A 15,009-nucleotide genomic window follows, 5' to 3' on the forward strand; every position below is an offset into this window, starting at 1 on the left:
CGAACGACCCAATATGGGACTCGGGGGAATTACTCCTCAACAGAAGTTGGCCATCATGGCCTGAGGTCTACTTTTGAACCCCGCTAAAAATGGGGGGATTACCCAACTAACTCATTGAATAGGAAGATTTGGCATGGTTTGCCTTGAGCTAACTCAGATAATGCCGCCCTTTCTTCTTCCCGCTCCACGACCGACCAGAGGTTTGCTGGCTCCTCGGCATCATCGCTGACAATAAGTGCATAGAACAATCTATTTCCAATACACGCGAAACGAAGGCTTAGGGCCACTCCCTGCGCAATGTACTTCAGCAGAAGCGTGCTCCCTTTTATGAGCAAGGTCGGCTCTAGGCCATTCCGACCCTCAGCGTGTTCAAAGCGAATCAGCTGAGGCGTTGCGACAAACTCCGAGTGGTAATGGGATGCTAACCAGTGCATTGCGATTAAGACTCATCGATTGGGGGAAGGATTCGCCCAGAATTGAAATTCAGTCGCACTCAATCCGCAAGGTAAACAACGAACCGGCTGCTTCCAACCGTCCAGCCGGAGGTCACAACCCAAGCGACCGCATATCTGACTCGTACTGATTGTATTCTGTCCAGCCCAACAGCTTTACAATTTGAGCCGCGCGGCTCAAATTGGGGTGAGCTCCCAGAGAGAAATCGGTACCGAACGACTCCTCAAGGTGAGAAAAGATCGATGTTACCGAGTCATTGAACACACCGTCTTCGTAATGAATGGCTTGGTTTCTGCCAGCCCAGATAACGTCACGAAGATGGCTGTCTCCAATCGCCCTGCCGACTGGAGCAGCTAATTTCGAGCCGTGGACCAAGGATATTCCTTGCTTTGCTACCTGGAGCAACGCACCGCAAATACTCTGCACAGCTTGCTGCTTGGCTTCAATTGAAGCATGTAACGAATCAATTTCAGAGCGCACAGCATTTGCTTCTTGATTAGTTTCGGCCATCCTATGAAATGCTGCCATGACATAATGATCCGAAAAGTCCTCATGCATGTCGCTGGTATGAAAATCCCATCGATAAGCCTTAAGCCTTGCATCTACCTGTTCGAGCCGTGACCACAGTTTATCTATCTGGCGCTCCTCTCCCATCGCAAGATCAATGAGATTCCTAGCCGCGTATTCCGTGTCGTATAGATAGCCCATAATGTGCCACTGTAGTGGTCAACTAATCCCGGACAGTATTGTAAGCTTTTGCTCGGCGGCAATGCTTACTGGCGCAACTCAGGGAAGGCACAGGATTAGACGGAGCGCGTGGCGGTGCTGAGTGGCAAGCGCCAGACGTGATCGGCGGGCGCTTGAAAAGTTGTTGTCAGCGTCACGCTAACATCCCTTATCAGTGAGCGTACGTCCCGCAGTGGGCAGCAGTCGGGCATTGTTCGTCGCCGCGCTCGTACTGGATGGTCGTGTGCTGGATGCCAAAGTGCTGGTTCAGCATTGCAGCGGCCTCACTGATCACCTGGTCATCACCCTCAGGGTCGGGTTTCACCAGATGAACGGTCAGCGCGTTTTCAGTGGTGCTCAGAGCCCAGATGTGGAGGTGATGGGCCGATTTTACTCCCGGCAGACTTTCAAGGCGCTCCTGGACAGCCGAAGGATCAATCCCCTTGGGAACGGCATCTACCGCCAGGTTTACGGAGTCCTTCAGCAACTGCCAGGTGCCCACAAAGATCACAACGGCAATAACGAGACTCACGATCGGATCAATCCAGGTCAGGTTGGTGAACATCAGTATCGTACCGGAGATCACGACGCCTACCGACACTGCGGTATCTGCGGCCATATGCAAAAAAGCGCCCCGGATATTGATGTCACCTTTCTGCCCTTTGAGAAAGAGCATCATGGTTGCGCCATTGATCAATACGCCAATGCCAGCCACGATCACCACGGTCAGTCCGGCGACGTCGGCAGGATCTGTCAGGCGCTGAATGGCTTCCCAGGTAATACCACCAACAGCGGCGATCAGAATCAGAGCATTAAACAGGGCCGCCAGAATGGTGGTTTTCTTCAGGCCATAGGTCTTGGCGTAGGTTGCCGCTTTGCTGGCCAGCCAGCTGGCTGCCCACGCCATGGTCAGCCCCATCACATCGCTGAGGTTGTGGCCAGCATCGGCAAGCAGTGCGAGCGAGCCGGATATAACCCCGTACACCGCTTCGATGACGACAAACAGGATGTTGAGCAACACTGCAATCGCAAAGGAGCGGTTATGGGTGTCGAAATGATGGCTATGGTCGTGACCGTGACTGTGGTCGTGCATGTTTGCCTCTATCAATGATCAACAAGACGTTGGCGTAGTTATGGACCCTGTAGCAACTTCAGGGTCAAGTGTTTGCCACTGAATCGCGGTGCGCAGTGAGAACCCCTACTGATCACACGCTTTACTCAGCACCTCTGCCAGATCCTCGGGCACTGGCATGGGAGCAAACGCGCTGACGTTTGCGCGACCGGTGTTTCCGACCGGAACCCAAATTCGGGAAAAGATCAGGGCGGCAATGGATCGGGTAGACTGGAAGGGTTCAGCCTTTCAGTGCCAGTATGCGTTTGGCTCCCATCAAGACGATGCCACCAACAATTCCGCCAATTACCAGGTCTGGATAGTTGGAATCGGTCCAGGCAACGAGCAGTCCCGCCAGTATTACCCCCAGATTGATGACCACGTCGTTGGCCGAAAATATCCAGCTGGCTTTCATGTGAGCACCGCCCTCACGGTGTTTTGCGATCAGGAGAAGGCAACTGATGTTCGCAACCAGAGCGATAGAGGCGACGATCATCATCATCAACGATTGGGGATCACTGCCGAACAGAAAACGTCTGCCAACTTCAACCAGTACACCGACGGCAAGGATAAGCTGGAGAACGCCGGCAACATGTGCCGCTCTGACCTGCATTTTGATGCCATGGCCAACGGCGTAAAGCGCGAGACCGTAGACGGCGGCGTCGGCAAGCATGTCTAGCGAGTCTGCAACAAGGCCAGCGGACTGGGCGATCAGGCCCATCGTCATCTCGACCAGAAACATCAGGCCGTTGATTGCCAGCAGTATCCATAAAGTGCCGGCTTCCTCGGGCTCCCGGGCGCTCGATGCTTCAGCTGCCCTGATGGATTCAGGACTGGCGTCTTCAGTCGTCTGCAGGGACGCACCCAGGCCGAGCGTTTCCAGTTTGCTGGTAATAGGATCGGGACTGCTTTGATGGATAACTTCCAGCTCCCGATTCGACAGGTCGAATGACAGTGACTGGATGCTGTCAAAGCCATTGAGAGCCATTCGAATCATTCGCTCTTCCGAGGGACAATCCATTTTTGGCACTTTATAGGTGCTAAGCTGGGCTCCAGGTGTGTTGATGACGGGTTTCTGAGTGTGATTCTCTGTGGCAGTTTCTTCACTTCCACACGGCCCGTTACAGGCGTTGCTCATTGTCGCGGCTCCGGTTCTCGAAAGATGGCCCAATTTAAAACCCTGTATCTACTACAGGGTCAATAGTTAACCAGCGGCTTAAGACGAGACTCCTAACCTGGCCGATATCAAACGGGCCACTCAAGTAACGGGACGTGGTTTTATAGCCCCCAGCAGGGTTCTTGTTCGCTGCGGAGGTATCGTAATCTTCAGGTAGGCATGGGGATACTGGCCATCGAGATATACAACGGAACCTGGCGCTAGCTCATGGTGACCCCGCCCATCGAAAACGGCGCAGGCCTCAGGGATATGTTTCATTCAGACTGTTAACCACTGACTCATGCCAGAAAAAACGAAGGTATATGGCGGAGGTGCCAGACCACCGAACATCTCAGTCCGGCGGTCGGCCCTCCTGCTTACTTCCGCGACAACCGGAACTGCTCAATCGTCTTACGCAAGGTCTCCGCCATGGTCAGCAGGTCGCCGGCAATTCGTGCCGTATCCTGGGCATCGCTGGAGGTCTGCTCCGCCGAGCGGCTGATTTCGATAACGTTCTGATTGATCGAATCAGAAACCTGGCTCTGCTCGTCAGCGGCGCTTTCCATCTGTTCGTTCAGGCCGGTGATCTCCCGAACGTCACTCGCGATGGTCTGGAGCTCCTTCTCCACTTTCAGGATAGCGTCTACCTGGTGCTCTGCCATTTCCGAGGCGTGCCGCATGGTACCCACACAGTCCACCACGTCTTTCTTGAGGCTGGCGATGGTTTTGCGGATTTCCTCGGTGGAATCCTGGGTGCGGGAGGCCAGCGCCCGGACCTCATCCGCCACCACCGAGAAGCCCCGGCCCTGCTCCCCGGCACGTGCGGCCTCGATGGCCGCGTTCAGTGCCAGCAGGTTGGTCTGATCAGCGATCTCGGAAATCAGCTCCAGCCGGTCTGCCATTTCGGTGGTCCGCTGGTCCAGTTGCTCGATACGCTGCGCACCATCCTGCACGTCGTCATTCAAGGACCGGATGCCCTCAACCGCGTTCCGGGCCAGCCCTTCACCGTTGTCGGCAGCCCGGGCGGTATCCGCTGATTTGCGGGTGGTGGAAACCGCATTCTCGCGGACCTGTACCGCCGATGCAGCCATTTCCGTGGTGGCACTGGCCACCTGATCGGTGTTGTCCTTCTGGGCCAGCACCTCCCGATCGGTGGTTTCCGCCTTGGCGGCGATGGTCCTGGCCGCCGACTCGACCTGTGCGGCATTGTCCATAACCGTATGCATGCTTTCCCGGATCTTGCTCACCATCCGGTTAAATGCCCGGGACACCGCACCAATCTCGTCGTTCCGGGTCACGTCCAGTTCGAGGGACAGGTCGGAGTTGCGGGAAATCTCATCCATACGATCATGCAGGCGACGAAGACGGGAAAATACCAGCCGTCCGAGAAATACCGTTGTCAGCACGAAAATAACGGCAAAAATGAGAACCTGGATACCACCATTCATCACCAGTTGGCGCTGCAGCTGGGCGTCACTTTCGGCGAGGGAATAGTCCACCCGGATCGCTCCCAGCACATCGCCTTCCTGGGCCTGGTGACATCCGAGACAGTTCACCCCCTGGTAATCAGCGCTGGCCACCACAGGCTCGATCATGGTGTACACCCGGCCCTGTTCATTCTCGGTATACAGCTCGACCTTCTCCCCCTCCAGGGCTCGCAGATCCTCAGGTTGCCGGCGCTGCTCGTCGGCGTTGCCGGCACCATACATGGCGTTGAGCTGATCACTGCGGATGACACGGACATCCAGCACGTCTTCCGGGGCTGTCACCTTGTCCCGCAACACCTCACGGTTACCGATGGTGCCGGTGACCATCATGGTGTTCAGCCCGTCAAAATAGGACTTCGCCAGACCCTCCACATATTTCTGACTGAACTCTTCCACATGGGCCCGCTGGGAATGGGCACTGTAGGCAAGCGTAAAAACCAGGATCACGGAAAAGGCCAGGGCTAACGCCACAAGCAGCAGGAAACGAATTGAATAGTGTTTTTTCATAGGGACTCGGCGATCAGGAAGCGACTACATCGTATGACGGCTATCTGACGGATAACTTTATAGATATGCGTCAATATTTAAATGATCTGGATCAGGGATCCATCAGTCAGCAGGCCTGAAAATACCGAAGAGGAGTGATCCATTCGTCACAGAGGCACCACCGCAGCGCTTCTCCCTGCCAAAATGCGTTACCTGACCGTCACACGCCCTGCTTGAATTGCCTTTCCAGCACACCCATCGTTATCGACAAGAGGTTCAGACATCATGGACTTCCAATCTTCCCGGATAACGGAGGCATCATGAAAACCCGCACCTTTGGTAACACGGATATCGAAGTGACCCCGGTCGGCCTTGGCACCTGGGCCATTGGTGGCTGGATGTGGGGCGGCACCGATGAGGCTCAATCCATCGACACCATTCACGCCGCCATCGACCAGGGCATTGCGCTGGTGGATACGGCGCCGGTCTATGGTTTCGGGCGCTCCGAGGAAATCGTCGGCAAGGCCCTGGCCGGCGGTCGCCGAGACAAGGTTGCACTGGCCACCAAGGTGGCCCTTAATTGGGACGATGATGAAAATGTTGTCAGGGATGCAAGGGCAAACCGCATCCAGCAGGAAGTGGAAGACTCCCTGCGCCGCCTCCAGACAGACACCATTGATATCTACCAGATCCATTGGCCAGACCCTGCCACGCCCATGGAAGAAACCGCCAAGGCCATGGAGAAGCTGCTCAGGGACGGCAAGATTCGGGCAATCGGAGTCAGCAACTTCACACCGGAGCAGATGGATGAGTTCCGCAAGTTCGCGCCGCTTCACAGCCTGCAGCCACCCTATAACCTGTTTGAGCGCGACATTGAGGACAGCATCCTGCCCTACTGCCGAAACACGGATCTGGCCACCATCACCTACGGTGGTCTCTGCCGGGGCCTGCTCTCCGGAAAAATGAGCCGGAACAGCCGGTTTGAAGGAGATGACCTGCGCAATAACGACCCCAAGTTCCAGGGCGATCGCTTTAACCAGTACCTCGGCGCAGTGGATGCGCTGGATCAGTATGCCAGGGACAAGTTCGACAAGAACGTGCTGGCACTGGCACTGCGTTGGCTGATCGATCAGCCCGGGGTGACCACGGCGCTGTGGGGTGCCCGCCGGCCGGACCAGCTGAAACCGATATCAGACATCGAGGGCTGGTCACTGTCAGAGCGCGACATGGAGGCCATTGACGACATTCTGACCGAATTCATCAACGACCCGGTCGGCCCGGAATTCATGGCACCGCCCAGTCGCCAGGACTGACAGACGTCGACCCGGACTGGCATCTGCGAAGAGCCGCCCCCCGGAACCGGGTGAGCGGCTCTTTTAAAGCGACCTCTCCAGTCTCTTCAGGACTGGTTGATCATCACCGACTTGATGTTGACGAATTCCCGCATCCCAAAGCCGCCATGCTCCCGGCCATAGCCGCTGTCCTTCACGCCACCGAACGGCAGGTTGGGCTGGGCGAGGTTATAGCCGTTGATGTTCACCATGCCGGTATCGAACAGGTCACGGGCCAGCTCCAGGGCCCTTTCATCGTTCTTGCTGAATATGCCACCACCAAGGCCATAGGGCGAGTCGTTGGCAACCCGCATCGCCTCTTCCTCGCCGCTGACCTTGATCAGGGCGGCCACCGGACCGAACAACTCGTCGTCATAAGCCGGCTGGCCAGGGGCCACATTTTCCAGCACGGTGGGCGGGTAGAAGTACCCCTCCCCCTCCGGAATCTCACCTCCCAGTGTGCAGGTCGCGCCATTCTCGATGGACTGCCGCACCTGTTCATGCAGCCCGTCCCGCAGATCCTTGCGAGCCATGGGGCCCATAACGGTGTTGTCGTCGGTGGGATCACCGAAGGTGATTTTCTTCATCTCGGCCACGTAGGCATCGCGGAAGGCGTCGTACACGGATTCATCCACAATGAACCGCTTGGCCGCGACGCAGGTCTGACCGCCGTTGTAGATCCGGCCCTGAACACAGTACTTGACCGCCTTGGGGATATCGGCATCCGCCAGCACGAGATAGGCGTCGTTACTGCCCAGCTCCAGCACGGTTTTCTTGAGCACCTTGGCGGCTCGCTGGGCCACCGTGCGACCGGCGTTGGGGCTGCCGGTCAGGGTGACGCCCCGCACCAGTTTGTGTTCGATAACGGCATCGGACACGTCATGGTCGATCAGCAGTGTGCGGAAGGCGTTTTCCGGTAAGCCTGCGTCCCGGTAGAGTTTCTCTACCTCCAGCGCCATGCCCCACACATTGGCGGCGTGCTTGAGCAACACGGTGTTGCCTGCCATCAGGTTGGCCGCGCTGTAACGGATGACCTGGTAGAGGGGGAAATTCCAGGGCTGGATACCGTAAATTACACCCATCGGCTGGTAGGTGACCAGCGCTGTGCCGCCCTGCAACTCCCTCTGTTCGTCCGCCAGCGCATCGGGCCCGGTGTTCGCCGTGTAATCACAGATGGCCGCACAAAGATCGCATTCCTGCTTACCCTGGGCCAGGGTTTTACCCATTTCACGGGTCATAAGCTCTGCGTACTGGTCCTTGCGCTCACGGATCAGGGCCGCCACTCTGGTCAGTGCCTCTGCCCGTTTGCTGTGACTGACCTTTCGCCATTCCAGGAAGGCATGGTGGGTCTGACCGATAATGTCCTCCGCCTGTTCACGGGACATCAGGGTGTAGGTCTGCAGGGTTTCTCCGGTTGCAGGATTGACGGTCTGGTAGGTGTCTGACATTGCCCTGTCTCCTCTAGTGGACGGCTGGCACCCGGTGCCAGCGTGAATGTGAGACTACCCAATGACTGTAGCACCAGCTTCCACCCGGGAAGAGCAGGGTTACGATTTGTTATAGGTTACCCGAATCCGATTACTATCAATGGGTGTGCCCGTCGGAGTAATGGTCGTCCTCATCCTGACTGGTACCAGCTTCGGCGGCTTGCGCCTTTTCATCAGTCTGGCCCTGATCTTCGTTCATGCCGGCCTCTTCACCACCCTGGTCGTGATGCCCGTCATCCCCTGAATGGTGATCAGCAGCGTCGTCATCATGGTCGGGTTCTGAGCCCGTCATTGCACTCATATTGGTATGCTCGTGATCATGACCGTCGTCGGCCGGGCCGGCCCCTGAGGCATCCGGCTGCACCAGAGCGGCATACTGCTGTTCGGACAGCGATGGATAACGCTGCAGAAAAGCCGTCAGCTCCCAGAGGGCCTCATCCTCGTGGGTTTCACCCCAGGCGGGCATGCCAGTCATTTTAACGCCATGCTTGATGATCCAGAACTGTTCCCCCGCTGACCAATGCCCTTCTTTGTCGAGGGTCGGAGGTGTCGGGTTCAGCCCCTTCCGGATAAGCGAATCCGACTGGCCCGGTTTCAGGTGGCAGGCGGCACAGAGCTGATCATAGGCCCTGGCACCCCGGCGCACCCTCTCCTCGGTAACCAGATCATCAGGTACCTCGACATCCCCGGCCCGTGCCTTCACGGAGCGATGCATGGCGGTATGGAACATCCAGGTTTCCAGCGCGGAGTGATCTTCACTGGCGGCAACATTAAAGAGCCCACTATAGATAAACAGGACGCCGCCAAGGCTGAGAATAATCAGGGTTGTTAACACGCCATACAGGAATCGCATTGATCTCTCCGGATGATGATTATTATGGGGAGCGCCCGCGCAGACTGACGAAAATCAGGGCAGCATCATAGGCGCAGCCACCTGGTTGCGCACATCCTGCCCACATACCCGGGCCACCAGCTCCAGCGCAAATTCGATGGCCGACCCCGGGCCCTGGCTGGTAATGCAGTTCTGGTCCACCACCACTCGTTCACTCACCCTTGACTTATCCGGCAAATCGTCACGGAAGCCTTCATGGCCGGTAGCCGCCAGGCCATCCAGCAGACCATGGGGGGCCAATGCGACCGCAGGTGCGGCACAGATGGCGGCGTACCAGAACCCGGCATCCCGTTGCTTGCGCAGCCGATCGATCAGCAGAGCGCATTCCGACAGTTTGCGGGCACCGGGCATGCCGCCCGGCAGGGCAATCAGGTCATAGTCATGGTCTACGCAATCCTGCAGCAGCGCATCGGCGGTAATGTGCGTTCGGCGGGACGCAGTGATGGCCAGGTGTTCGTGCACGCTGGCAACCGTGACTTCCACTTGGGCACGACGCAGAACATCAATAATGGTGACAGCTTCGATATCTTCGCTGCCATCGGCGATAGGAACGAGGGCGGTCTTGTTCATGATGTCTCCTTGGCATATCAGGTCCCTGACGGGATAGGATAACCTTACTATAACAGTGAATTTGCTGCGCCAATCCTCCAGGGACGCCATTGCACCATGTCACCAGGTCTTCTGTTTGCCCTATTTGCCGTTACCGCGTTCTCCCTGGCGGTGTTCTACCTGTTCTTTTACCGCAACTGGCGCCGCCGCAGGGAGCTGGAACAACCTTTCCCTGAGCCCTGGCGGGAACTGTTAAAGGACAGGGTGCCCCTGTTCAACCGGCTGCCCGGACATCTCAGAAAGGATCTGGAGCAGCGGGTTCAGCTGTTCCTTTCCGAGAAGGAATTCTACGGCTGCGACGGGTTCGAAATCGACGACACGGTCCGGTTAACCATTGCCGGCCATGCCTGCCTGCTGATCCTGGCGCGCCCCTACGGCGACTACGACGAAGTCAGGAGTATCCTAGTCTACCCGTCAGCCTATCAGGTTCTGGAACCCACTCAACAGGGCATGGTGGTGGACATGACGCACCAGGTACGGGCTGGTGAAGCCTCATCGATCGGCCGTGTGGTGCTGTCCTGGGACGACTGCGAGAAAGGGGCACTGTCTCCTGACAGCCACCACAATGTGATACTTCATGAATTTGCCCATCAGCTCGACTATCTGGATGGCAGCGCCGACGGTGCACCACCCCTGTCCGGTGCCCAGGCGGAGCACTGGCAACGCACCATGAGTGAAGCCTACGCTCACCTGCAACAGTCACTGAGCTACCGCCAGACCAGTTGGCTCGACCCCTACGGCGCGACCGAACCGGCGGAGTTCTTCGCGGTGCTCACAGAAACCTTCTACCAGCAACCCGGCCACCTTTTTGAAAAACAGCCGCAAGTGTATGAAACTCTTTGCGGTTTCTATCGTATCAATCCGCTAGACTATGCCTGAGCGCAGTCCGATGGATTAACGCGCCGTATCAAACAACCCCATGGGTGGCACCGTTCGTCTGTCGCCTGACTTGAGTCCCGGCGTGGATTCATCGAAATGAATTAATAAGCAAGCAATCGGAAGCAAATCTGTAAAACGGGACTACACTGTTTTACCAAACTGTTTTATCAAGCTGTTTTACTAAACCCCGTATCCATCCACGGACCCCGCACGCATCATCGGGCGGTCATGGGTCGAACAAGGAGAAGAACGGTGATAAAAAAAATCCTGATGGGAATCATCGGCCTGGCCGTACTGGTTCTGGCAGTGTTTCTGATAATAGCCTGGGAATCCTCCATGGATCCCGTGGACCCGCCAGCAGACGACCAGTTCAGCCAGGAGCAGATTGACCGCGGCGAAGTTATCGCCGGCCTCGGTAACTGCCAGACCTGCCATACCACTGATCCGGAACAGCCCTACGCCGGCGGCCTGGCCATGCCGACGCCATTCGGCACTATCTATAGCACCAACATTAGCCCGGACCCGGAAACGGGTATTGGCCAGTGGTCACAGGAAGCCTTTACCCGGGCCATGCGTGAAGGGGTGGACCGGTCCGGGGCGCACCTGTTCCCGGCGTTCCCCTACACCCACTTCACCAAAATGTCCGATGAGGATGTGGCAGACCTCTACGCCTACGTTATGACCCGGGAGCCAGTTCAGGCGGAAGCCCCGGAAAACACCCTGCAGTTCCCGTTCAATATCCGCATGCTGCAGGCAGGCTGGAAACTGCTGTTCTTTGATGAGGGCCGTTACCAGGCCGACGAGAACATGGGTGAGGAATGGAACCGTGGCGCCTACCTGGCCGAAGGACTGGGCCACTGCAGCGCCTGCCACTCACCCCGCAATCAGTTCGGTGCTGAAGACAAGAGCCAGGCCTGGGAAGGCACGGTCATCAACGGCTGGTACGCGCCGGCGCTGAACGACAGTAACCTGTCCCCCGTGGACTGGACCACCGAGGACGCCTATGCCTACCTCCGTAGCGGCGGCTCGCCATTCCATGGCGTTGCCATAGGCTCCATGGCGGACGTCGTACATACGGGGCTTGGCAAGGCCCCGGAAGGCGATATTCGTGGCCTGTCGGTATGGCTCAGTGATCTGGCAGGTGCCAGCGACGGTAACCAGGCCAGCAGCCAGGCCACCGCGGCGATCGAGAATGCGCGGAAACAGGTGGATCCCGATCCCGACATGAGTCAGGGCGAACGTATCTTTGCCTATGCCTGCGCATCATGCCACTACAACGATCCCTCGAACCCCAACGCCATGCGGCCGGAGATGAGCCTGAACAGCGCCGTCACCGCGCCGGACCCGGTTAACCTGATTCGCGCCACCCTGCACGGGGTCTCCCAGGAAGAAGGCATACCGGAGATCATGATGCCCGGTTTCGCCAGCGCCCTGAGCGACCAGGAAATCGCGAGCCTGCTCGGCTTCCTGCGCGAGACCCATACCGATCAGCCGGCCTGGGACAACCTGGAACAGACCATCCGCGATCATCGGGAATAATAACCGTGGCCGAGAGAGACCAGAACGGAGCGAACACCATGGCAACAGAATTCGAACTTAACGGCCAGGCCGTTACCGTCGATATTGAAGGCGACACGCCCCTGCTTTGGGCCCTGCGGGACGACCTGGACCTGACCGGAACCAAGTACGGCTGCGGCATCGGCATGTGCGGAGCCTGTACGGTACTGGTCAACGGCCGCGCCACCCGGTCTTGCATCACCCCGGTGGAATCCGTGGCCAACGCCAGCATCACCACCATTGAAGGGCTGGACCCGGACGGCGAGCACCCGTTGCAGAAGGCCTGGGTACAGACCCAGACACCCCAGTGCGGCTACTGCCAGAGCGGCCAGATCATGCAGGCCGCGGCGATGCTCAAGGACTTTCCCGACCCCACCGATGAGCAGATCAATTCCGTCATGGGGGGTAACCTTTGCCGCTGCATGGCCTATGTGCGCATCCGCGAGGCCATCAAACTGGCTGCCGGGGAAATGAACGGAGCCGGCGCAGACAATGCGTCTGTCGCAGGAGGGGCCACCAATGAATAAATTCGAACGCTATTTCAATCGCCCCGAGGGCACAGAAACCCGGGCGTCTGACAACGTTCTGCCGGTCAGCCGTCGGGGCTTCCTGATCGGCGCTGCCGGTGCCGGCTTTACCCTGGCCTTCTTCCGTTCCGGGCTGAGTTTTGCCCAGCCGGAAGAGGTGGTCGAGGCAGAGACGTTCGACCCCACGATCTGGTACCACATCTTCCCGGATGGCCGGATTGTAGTGAACATTGCCGAGGCGGAAATGGGCCAGCACGTGGGCACCGCCCTCGCCCGCATCGTGGCCGACGAACTGGAAGCCGACTGGTCCAAAGTCGAGCTGCACCATGTGGACAGTGACCCCAAGTGGGGCTTTATGGTGACCGGCGGCAGCTGGTCCGTATGGCAGAACTTCACCCCCCTCAGCCAGGCCGGCGCCGCCGGCCGCCAGGCCCTGATCGAGGAAGGTGCCCGCCTGATGGGCGTCAGCCCGGACCAGTGCCAGGCCCGCAACAGCCAGGTAACCGCCGGGGACCAGTCCATAAGCTATGGCGATATCGTCAGCCGTGGCGACCTCAGCCGCACTTACACCGAGGACGAGCTCAAACAGATGCCCATCAAACCGGCATCCCAGCGGCGGCTGATCGGGCGTGAATCCCGGGCACTGGACATCCCGGACAAGACAGATGGCACCAGCCAGTACGGGCTGGACGCCAAGCTGGAAGGCATGGTGTATGGGCGCCCTCTGCTGCCCCCCACCCGCTACGGCTCCACCGTGAACAGCGTGGACGACAGCGAGGCCAAGTCCATCAAGGGTTACCAGCAGACCATTGTGCTGGAAGACCCCACCGATACGGCCCCCGGCTGGGCCGTGGTGATCGCCGATTCCTTCCATGCCGCCAACAAGGCTGCCGCGAAAGTGAAGGTGGACTGGAGCGCGGGCGACACCGCTGACGTCAGTGAACAGGACATCCTGGACCACGCTGTGGAACTGATCGATAACCCGGACAAGGGTTCGCTCATGTTCGCCGATGACGGCGTTGACGAAGCTTTCAATGAGGCCTCTGACGTCTTCCAGCAGGACTATATCACCCACACGGTACTGCACTTCCAGATGGAGCCGGTGAATGCCCTGGCCTACGAGAAGGACGGCACCTGGGAAATCCATACCGGCAACCAGTGGCAGTCGCTGATTATTCCGGTGCTCGCCAAGGCATTGGGGGTGAAGGAAGACAAGGTGGTCATGCGCACCTACATGCTGGGCGGTGGCTTCGGCCGCCGGCTCAATGGCGACTACGCGGTACCGGCCGCCCTGGCCTCACAGCAACTGGGCAAACCGGTAAAGCTGGTACTGACCCGCGACGACGACTGCCGCTTTGATTCGCCCCGATCACCCTCCTATCAACGCCTGCGCATGGCTTTTGATGATAACGGCAACCCGGTTGGCATGGAGCACCATGCGGCCGCCGGCTGGCCCACCCAGGTGATGGCCCCTTTCTTCATGCCCAAGGGCGCCAACGACGAGCCGTTCGACCCGTTCTCCGCCCAGGGGGCGGCCCACTGGTATTCCGTCGGGCCCCACCGGGTTCGCCCCATCTCCAATGACCTGGCCAATGCCACCTTTCGCCCGGGATGGCTGCGTTCCGTGGGCTCCGGCTGGATCAACTTTGCGCTGGAATCCTTTATGGATGAAGCCGCCTATGAGGCCGGCCAGGACCCGATGGATTTCCGGCTGGCCCTGCTGAAGGCGGAAGGCAAGAATGCCGGCGAAGCCCCCAATTCCGTAGGCGGTGCCTCACGGCAGGCCAATGTGCTGCGTCGTGTGCGGGAAATCTCGGAGTGGGGTCAGGAGATGCCGGAAGGCACCGGCCTTGGGGTGGCGACAACCTACGGCCAGGAACGCAACATGCCCACCTGGACCGCCTGTGTGGCCAGGGTGAACGTGAACCGGGAGACCGGGCGCGTCAAGCTCGAGAAGCTCACCCTGGTGACCGATGCCGGCACCGTGGTGCATCCGGATGGCGCCCGCGCCCAGGTGGAAGGGGCCGCATTGTGGGGCGCCAGCATGGCCCTCCATGAAGGCACACGGTTCGAGAATGGTGAACCCGTGGCCCGCAACCTCAATACCTACACTCCCATGCGGATGGGCGATGTGCCGGAGCTGGAGATCGAGTTTATCGACAGTACCGAAACCGCCGTAGGCCTGGGGGAACCGGCGACCACCGTCACCGGCCCAGCCATCGCCAATGCGATTTACGCGGCGGTGGGCGTCCGGCTGAGGGAAATCCCCATCACTCCGGAAGCCGTACGCAAGGCCCTGCAGGCCTGA

Annotated in this window: 12 protein-coding genes and 1 pseudogene; 5 read left to right on the forward strand and 8 right to left on the reverse strand. The window is 58.6% G+C overall.

The genetic code is table 11. The annotated features are described in order from the left end of the window. Positions 1-546: 546 nt before the first annotated feature. The 5 genes and pseudogenes from ACFOZ5_RS14730 to ACFOZ5_RS14750 form a co-directional block, all read right to left on the reverse strand. On the reverse strand, positions 547-1,161 hold the full coding sequence (locus tag ACFOZ5_RS14730; RefSeq protein ID WP_379888638.1) for a hypothetical protein: 615 nt from the start codon (positions 1,159-1,161) through the stop codon (positions 547-549). Positions 1,162-1,351: 190 nt separating this feature from the next. Continuing rightward, on the reverse strand, positions 1,352-2,272 hold the full coding sequence (locus ACFOZ5_RS14735; protein ID WP_379888640.1) for a cation diffusion facilitator family transporter: 921 nt from the start codon (positions 2,270-2,272) through the stop codon (positions 1,352-1,354). A gap of 105 nt (positions 2,273-2,377) precedes the next feature. Then, positions 2,378-2,524 (reverse strand): annotated as a pseudogene (locus tag ACFOZ5_RS14740) (DUF3703 domain-containing protein); the annotation flags it as partial. 7 nt (positions 2,525-2,531) lie between these two features. After that, on the reverse strand, positions 2,532-3,428 hold the full coding sequence (locus ACFOZ5_RS14745; RefSeq protein ID WP_379888642.1) for a cation transporter: 897 nt from the start codon (positions 3,426-3,428) through the stop codon (positions 2,532-2,534). 395 nt (positions 3,429-3,823) lie between these two features. After that, entirely contained in the window at positions 3,824-5,440 is a 1,617-nt protein-coding gene (locus tag ACFOZ5_RS14750; RefSeq protein WP_379888644.1) for a methyl-accepting chemotaxis protein, read from the reverse strand. A gap of 299 nt (positions 5,441-5,739) precedes the next feature. On the opposite strand from ACFOZ5_RS14750, the gene ACFOZ5_RS14755 reads away from it, so the two are divergent. Then, positions 5,740-6,732 carry an aldo/keto reductase gene (locus ACFOZ5_RS14755; RefSeq protein WP_379888646.1) on the forward strand — a complete coding sequence of 331 codons (993 nt, stop codon included), beginning with the start codon at positions 5,740-5,742 and terminating at the stop codon, positions 6,730-6,732. 86 nt (positions 6,733-6,818) lie between these two features. On the opposite strand, the gene ACFOZ5_RS14760 is transcribed toward ACFOZ5_RS14755, so the two are convergent. The 3 genes from ACFOZ5_RS14760 to ACFOZ5_RS14770 all read right to left on the reverse strand — a co-directional run bounded on the left by ACFOZ5_RS14760 (position 6,819) and on the right by ACFOZ5_RS14770 (position 9,699). Beyond that, the gene (locus tag ACFOZ5_RS14760) at positions 6,819-8,198 is read right to left on the reverse strand and encodes an NAD-dependent succinate-semialdehyde dehydrogenase (RefSeq protein ID WP_379888648.1); all 1,380 of its coding nucleotides are present in this window, start codon (positions 8,196-8,198) and stop codon (positions 6,819-6,821) included. A gap of 136 nt (positions 8,199-8,334) precedes the next feature. Beyond that, positions 8,335-9,090: a c-type cytochrome gene (locus tag ACFOZ5_RS14765; protein WP_379888650.1), complete on the reverse strand. Its 756-nt coding sequence runs from the start codon at positions 9,088-9,090 to the stop codon at positions 8,335-8,337. A gap of 54 nt (positions 9,091-9,144) precedes the next feature. Beyond that, positions 9,145-9,699 carry a DJ-1 family glyoxalase III gene (locus ACFOZ5_RS14770; RefSeq protein ID WP_379888652.1) on the reverse strand — a complete coding sequence of 185 codons (555 nt, stop codon included), beginning with the start codon at positions 9,697-9,699 and terminating at the stop codon, positions 9,145-9,147. Positions 9,700-9,795: 96 nt separating this feature from the next. Here ACFOZ5_RS14770 and ACFOZ5_RS14775 point away from each other — a divergent pair, with 96 nt between their 5' ends. From ACFOZ5_RS14775 to ACFOZ5_RS14790, 4 genes are all read left to right on the forward strand, one after another. After that, positions 9,796-10,617, forward strand: a complete 822-nt coding sequence (locus ACFOZ5_RS14775) for a M90 family metallopeptidase (RefSeq protein ID WP_379888654.1) — start codon at positions 9,796-9,798, stop codon at positions 10,615-10,617. 252 nt (positions 10,618-10,869) lie between these two features. After that, a complete protein-coding gene (locus ACFOZ5_RS14780; RefSeq protein ID WP_379888656.1) occupies positions 10,870-12,156 on the forward strand; it encodes a cytochrome c in 1,287 nt (428 codons plus the stop codon). A gap of 38 nt (positions 12,157-12,194) precedes the next feature. Further along, positions 12,195-12,701: a (2Fe-2S)-binding protein gene (locus ACFOZ5_RS14785; protein WP_379888658.1), complete on the forward strand. Its 507-nt coding sequence runs from the start codon at positions 12,195-12,197 to the stop codon at positions 12,699-12,701. Further along, positions 12,694-15,009: a xanthine dehydrogenase family protein molybdopterin-binding subunit gene (locus tag ACFOZ5_RS14790; RefSeq protein WP_379888660.1), complete on the forward strand. Its 2,316-nt coding sequence runs from the start codon at positions 12,694-12,696 to the stop codon at positions 15,007-15,009. Before ACFOZ5_RS14785 ends, ACFOZ5_RS14790 begins: the two co-directional genes overlap by 8 nt.

It is taken from the genome of Marinobacter lacisalsi, from assembly GCF_042651045.1.
Taxonomy (GTDB): Bacteria; Pseudomonadota; Gammaproteobacteria; order Pseudomonadales; family Oleiphilaceae; genus Marinobacter; species Marinobacter lacisalsi.

What these genes read in the sequence shown, in the direction of transcription:
- ACFOZ5_RS14745 (WP_379888642.1), bottom strand. Translation starts at nt 3,428, where the DNA reads ATGAGCAACGCCTGTAACGGGCCGTGTGGAAGTGAAGAAACTGCCACA.
- ACFOZ5_RS14760 (WP_379888648.1), bottom strand. Translation starts at nt 8,198, where the DNA reads ATGTCAGACACCTACCAGACCGTCAATCCTGCAACCGGAGAAACCCTG.
- ACFOZ5_RS14765 (WP_379888650.1), bottom strand. Translation starts at nt 9,090, where the DNA reads ATGCGATTCCTGTATGGCGTGTTAACAACCCTGATTATTCTCAGCCTT.
- ACFOZ5_RS14755 (WP_379888646.1), top strand. Translation starts at nt 5,740, where the DNA reads ATGAAAACCCGCACCTTTGGTAACACGGATATCGAAGTGACCCCGGTC.
- ACFOZ5_RS14730 (WP_379888638.1), bottom strand. Translation starts at nt 1,161, where the DNA reads ATGGGCTATCTATACGACACGGAATACGCGGCTAGGAATCTCATTGAT.
- ACFOZ5_RS14775 (WP_379888654.1), top strand. Translation starts at nt 9,796, where the DNA reads ATGTCACCAGGTCTTCTGTTTGCCCTATTTGCCGTTACCGCGTTCTCC.
- ACFOZ5_RS14785 (WP_379888658.1), top strand. Translation starts at nt 12,195, where the DNA reads ATGGCAACAGAATTCGAACTTAACGGCCAGGCCGTTACCGTCGATATT.
- ACFOZ5_RS14750 (WP_379888644.1), bottom strand. Translation starts at nt 5,440, where the DNA reads ATGAAAAAACACTATTCAATTCGTTTCCTGCTGCTTGTGGCGTTAGCC.
- ACFOZ5_RS14790 (WP_379888660.1), top strand. Translation starts at nt 12,694, where the DNA reads ATGAATAAATTCGAACGCTATTTCAATCGCCCCGAGGGCACAGAAACC.
- ACFOZ5_RS14735 (WP_379888640.1), bottom strand. Translation starts at nt 2,272, where the DNA reads ATGCACGACCACAGTCACGGTCACGACCATAGCCATCATTTCGACACC.
- ACFOZ5_RS14770 (WP_379888652.1), bottom strand. Translation starts at nt 9,699, where the DNA reads ATGAACAAGACCGCCCTCGTTCCTATCGCCGATGGCAGCGAAGATATC.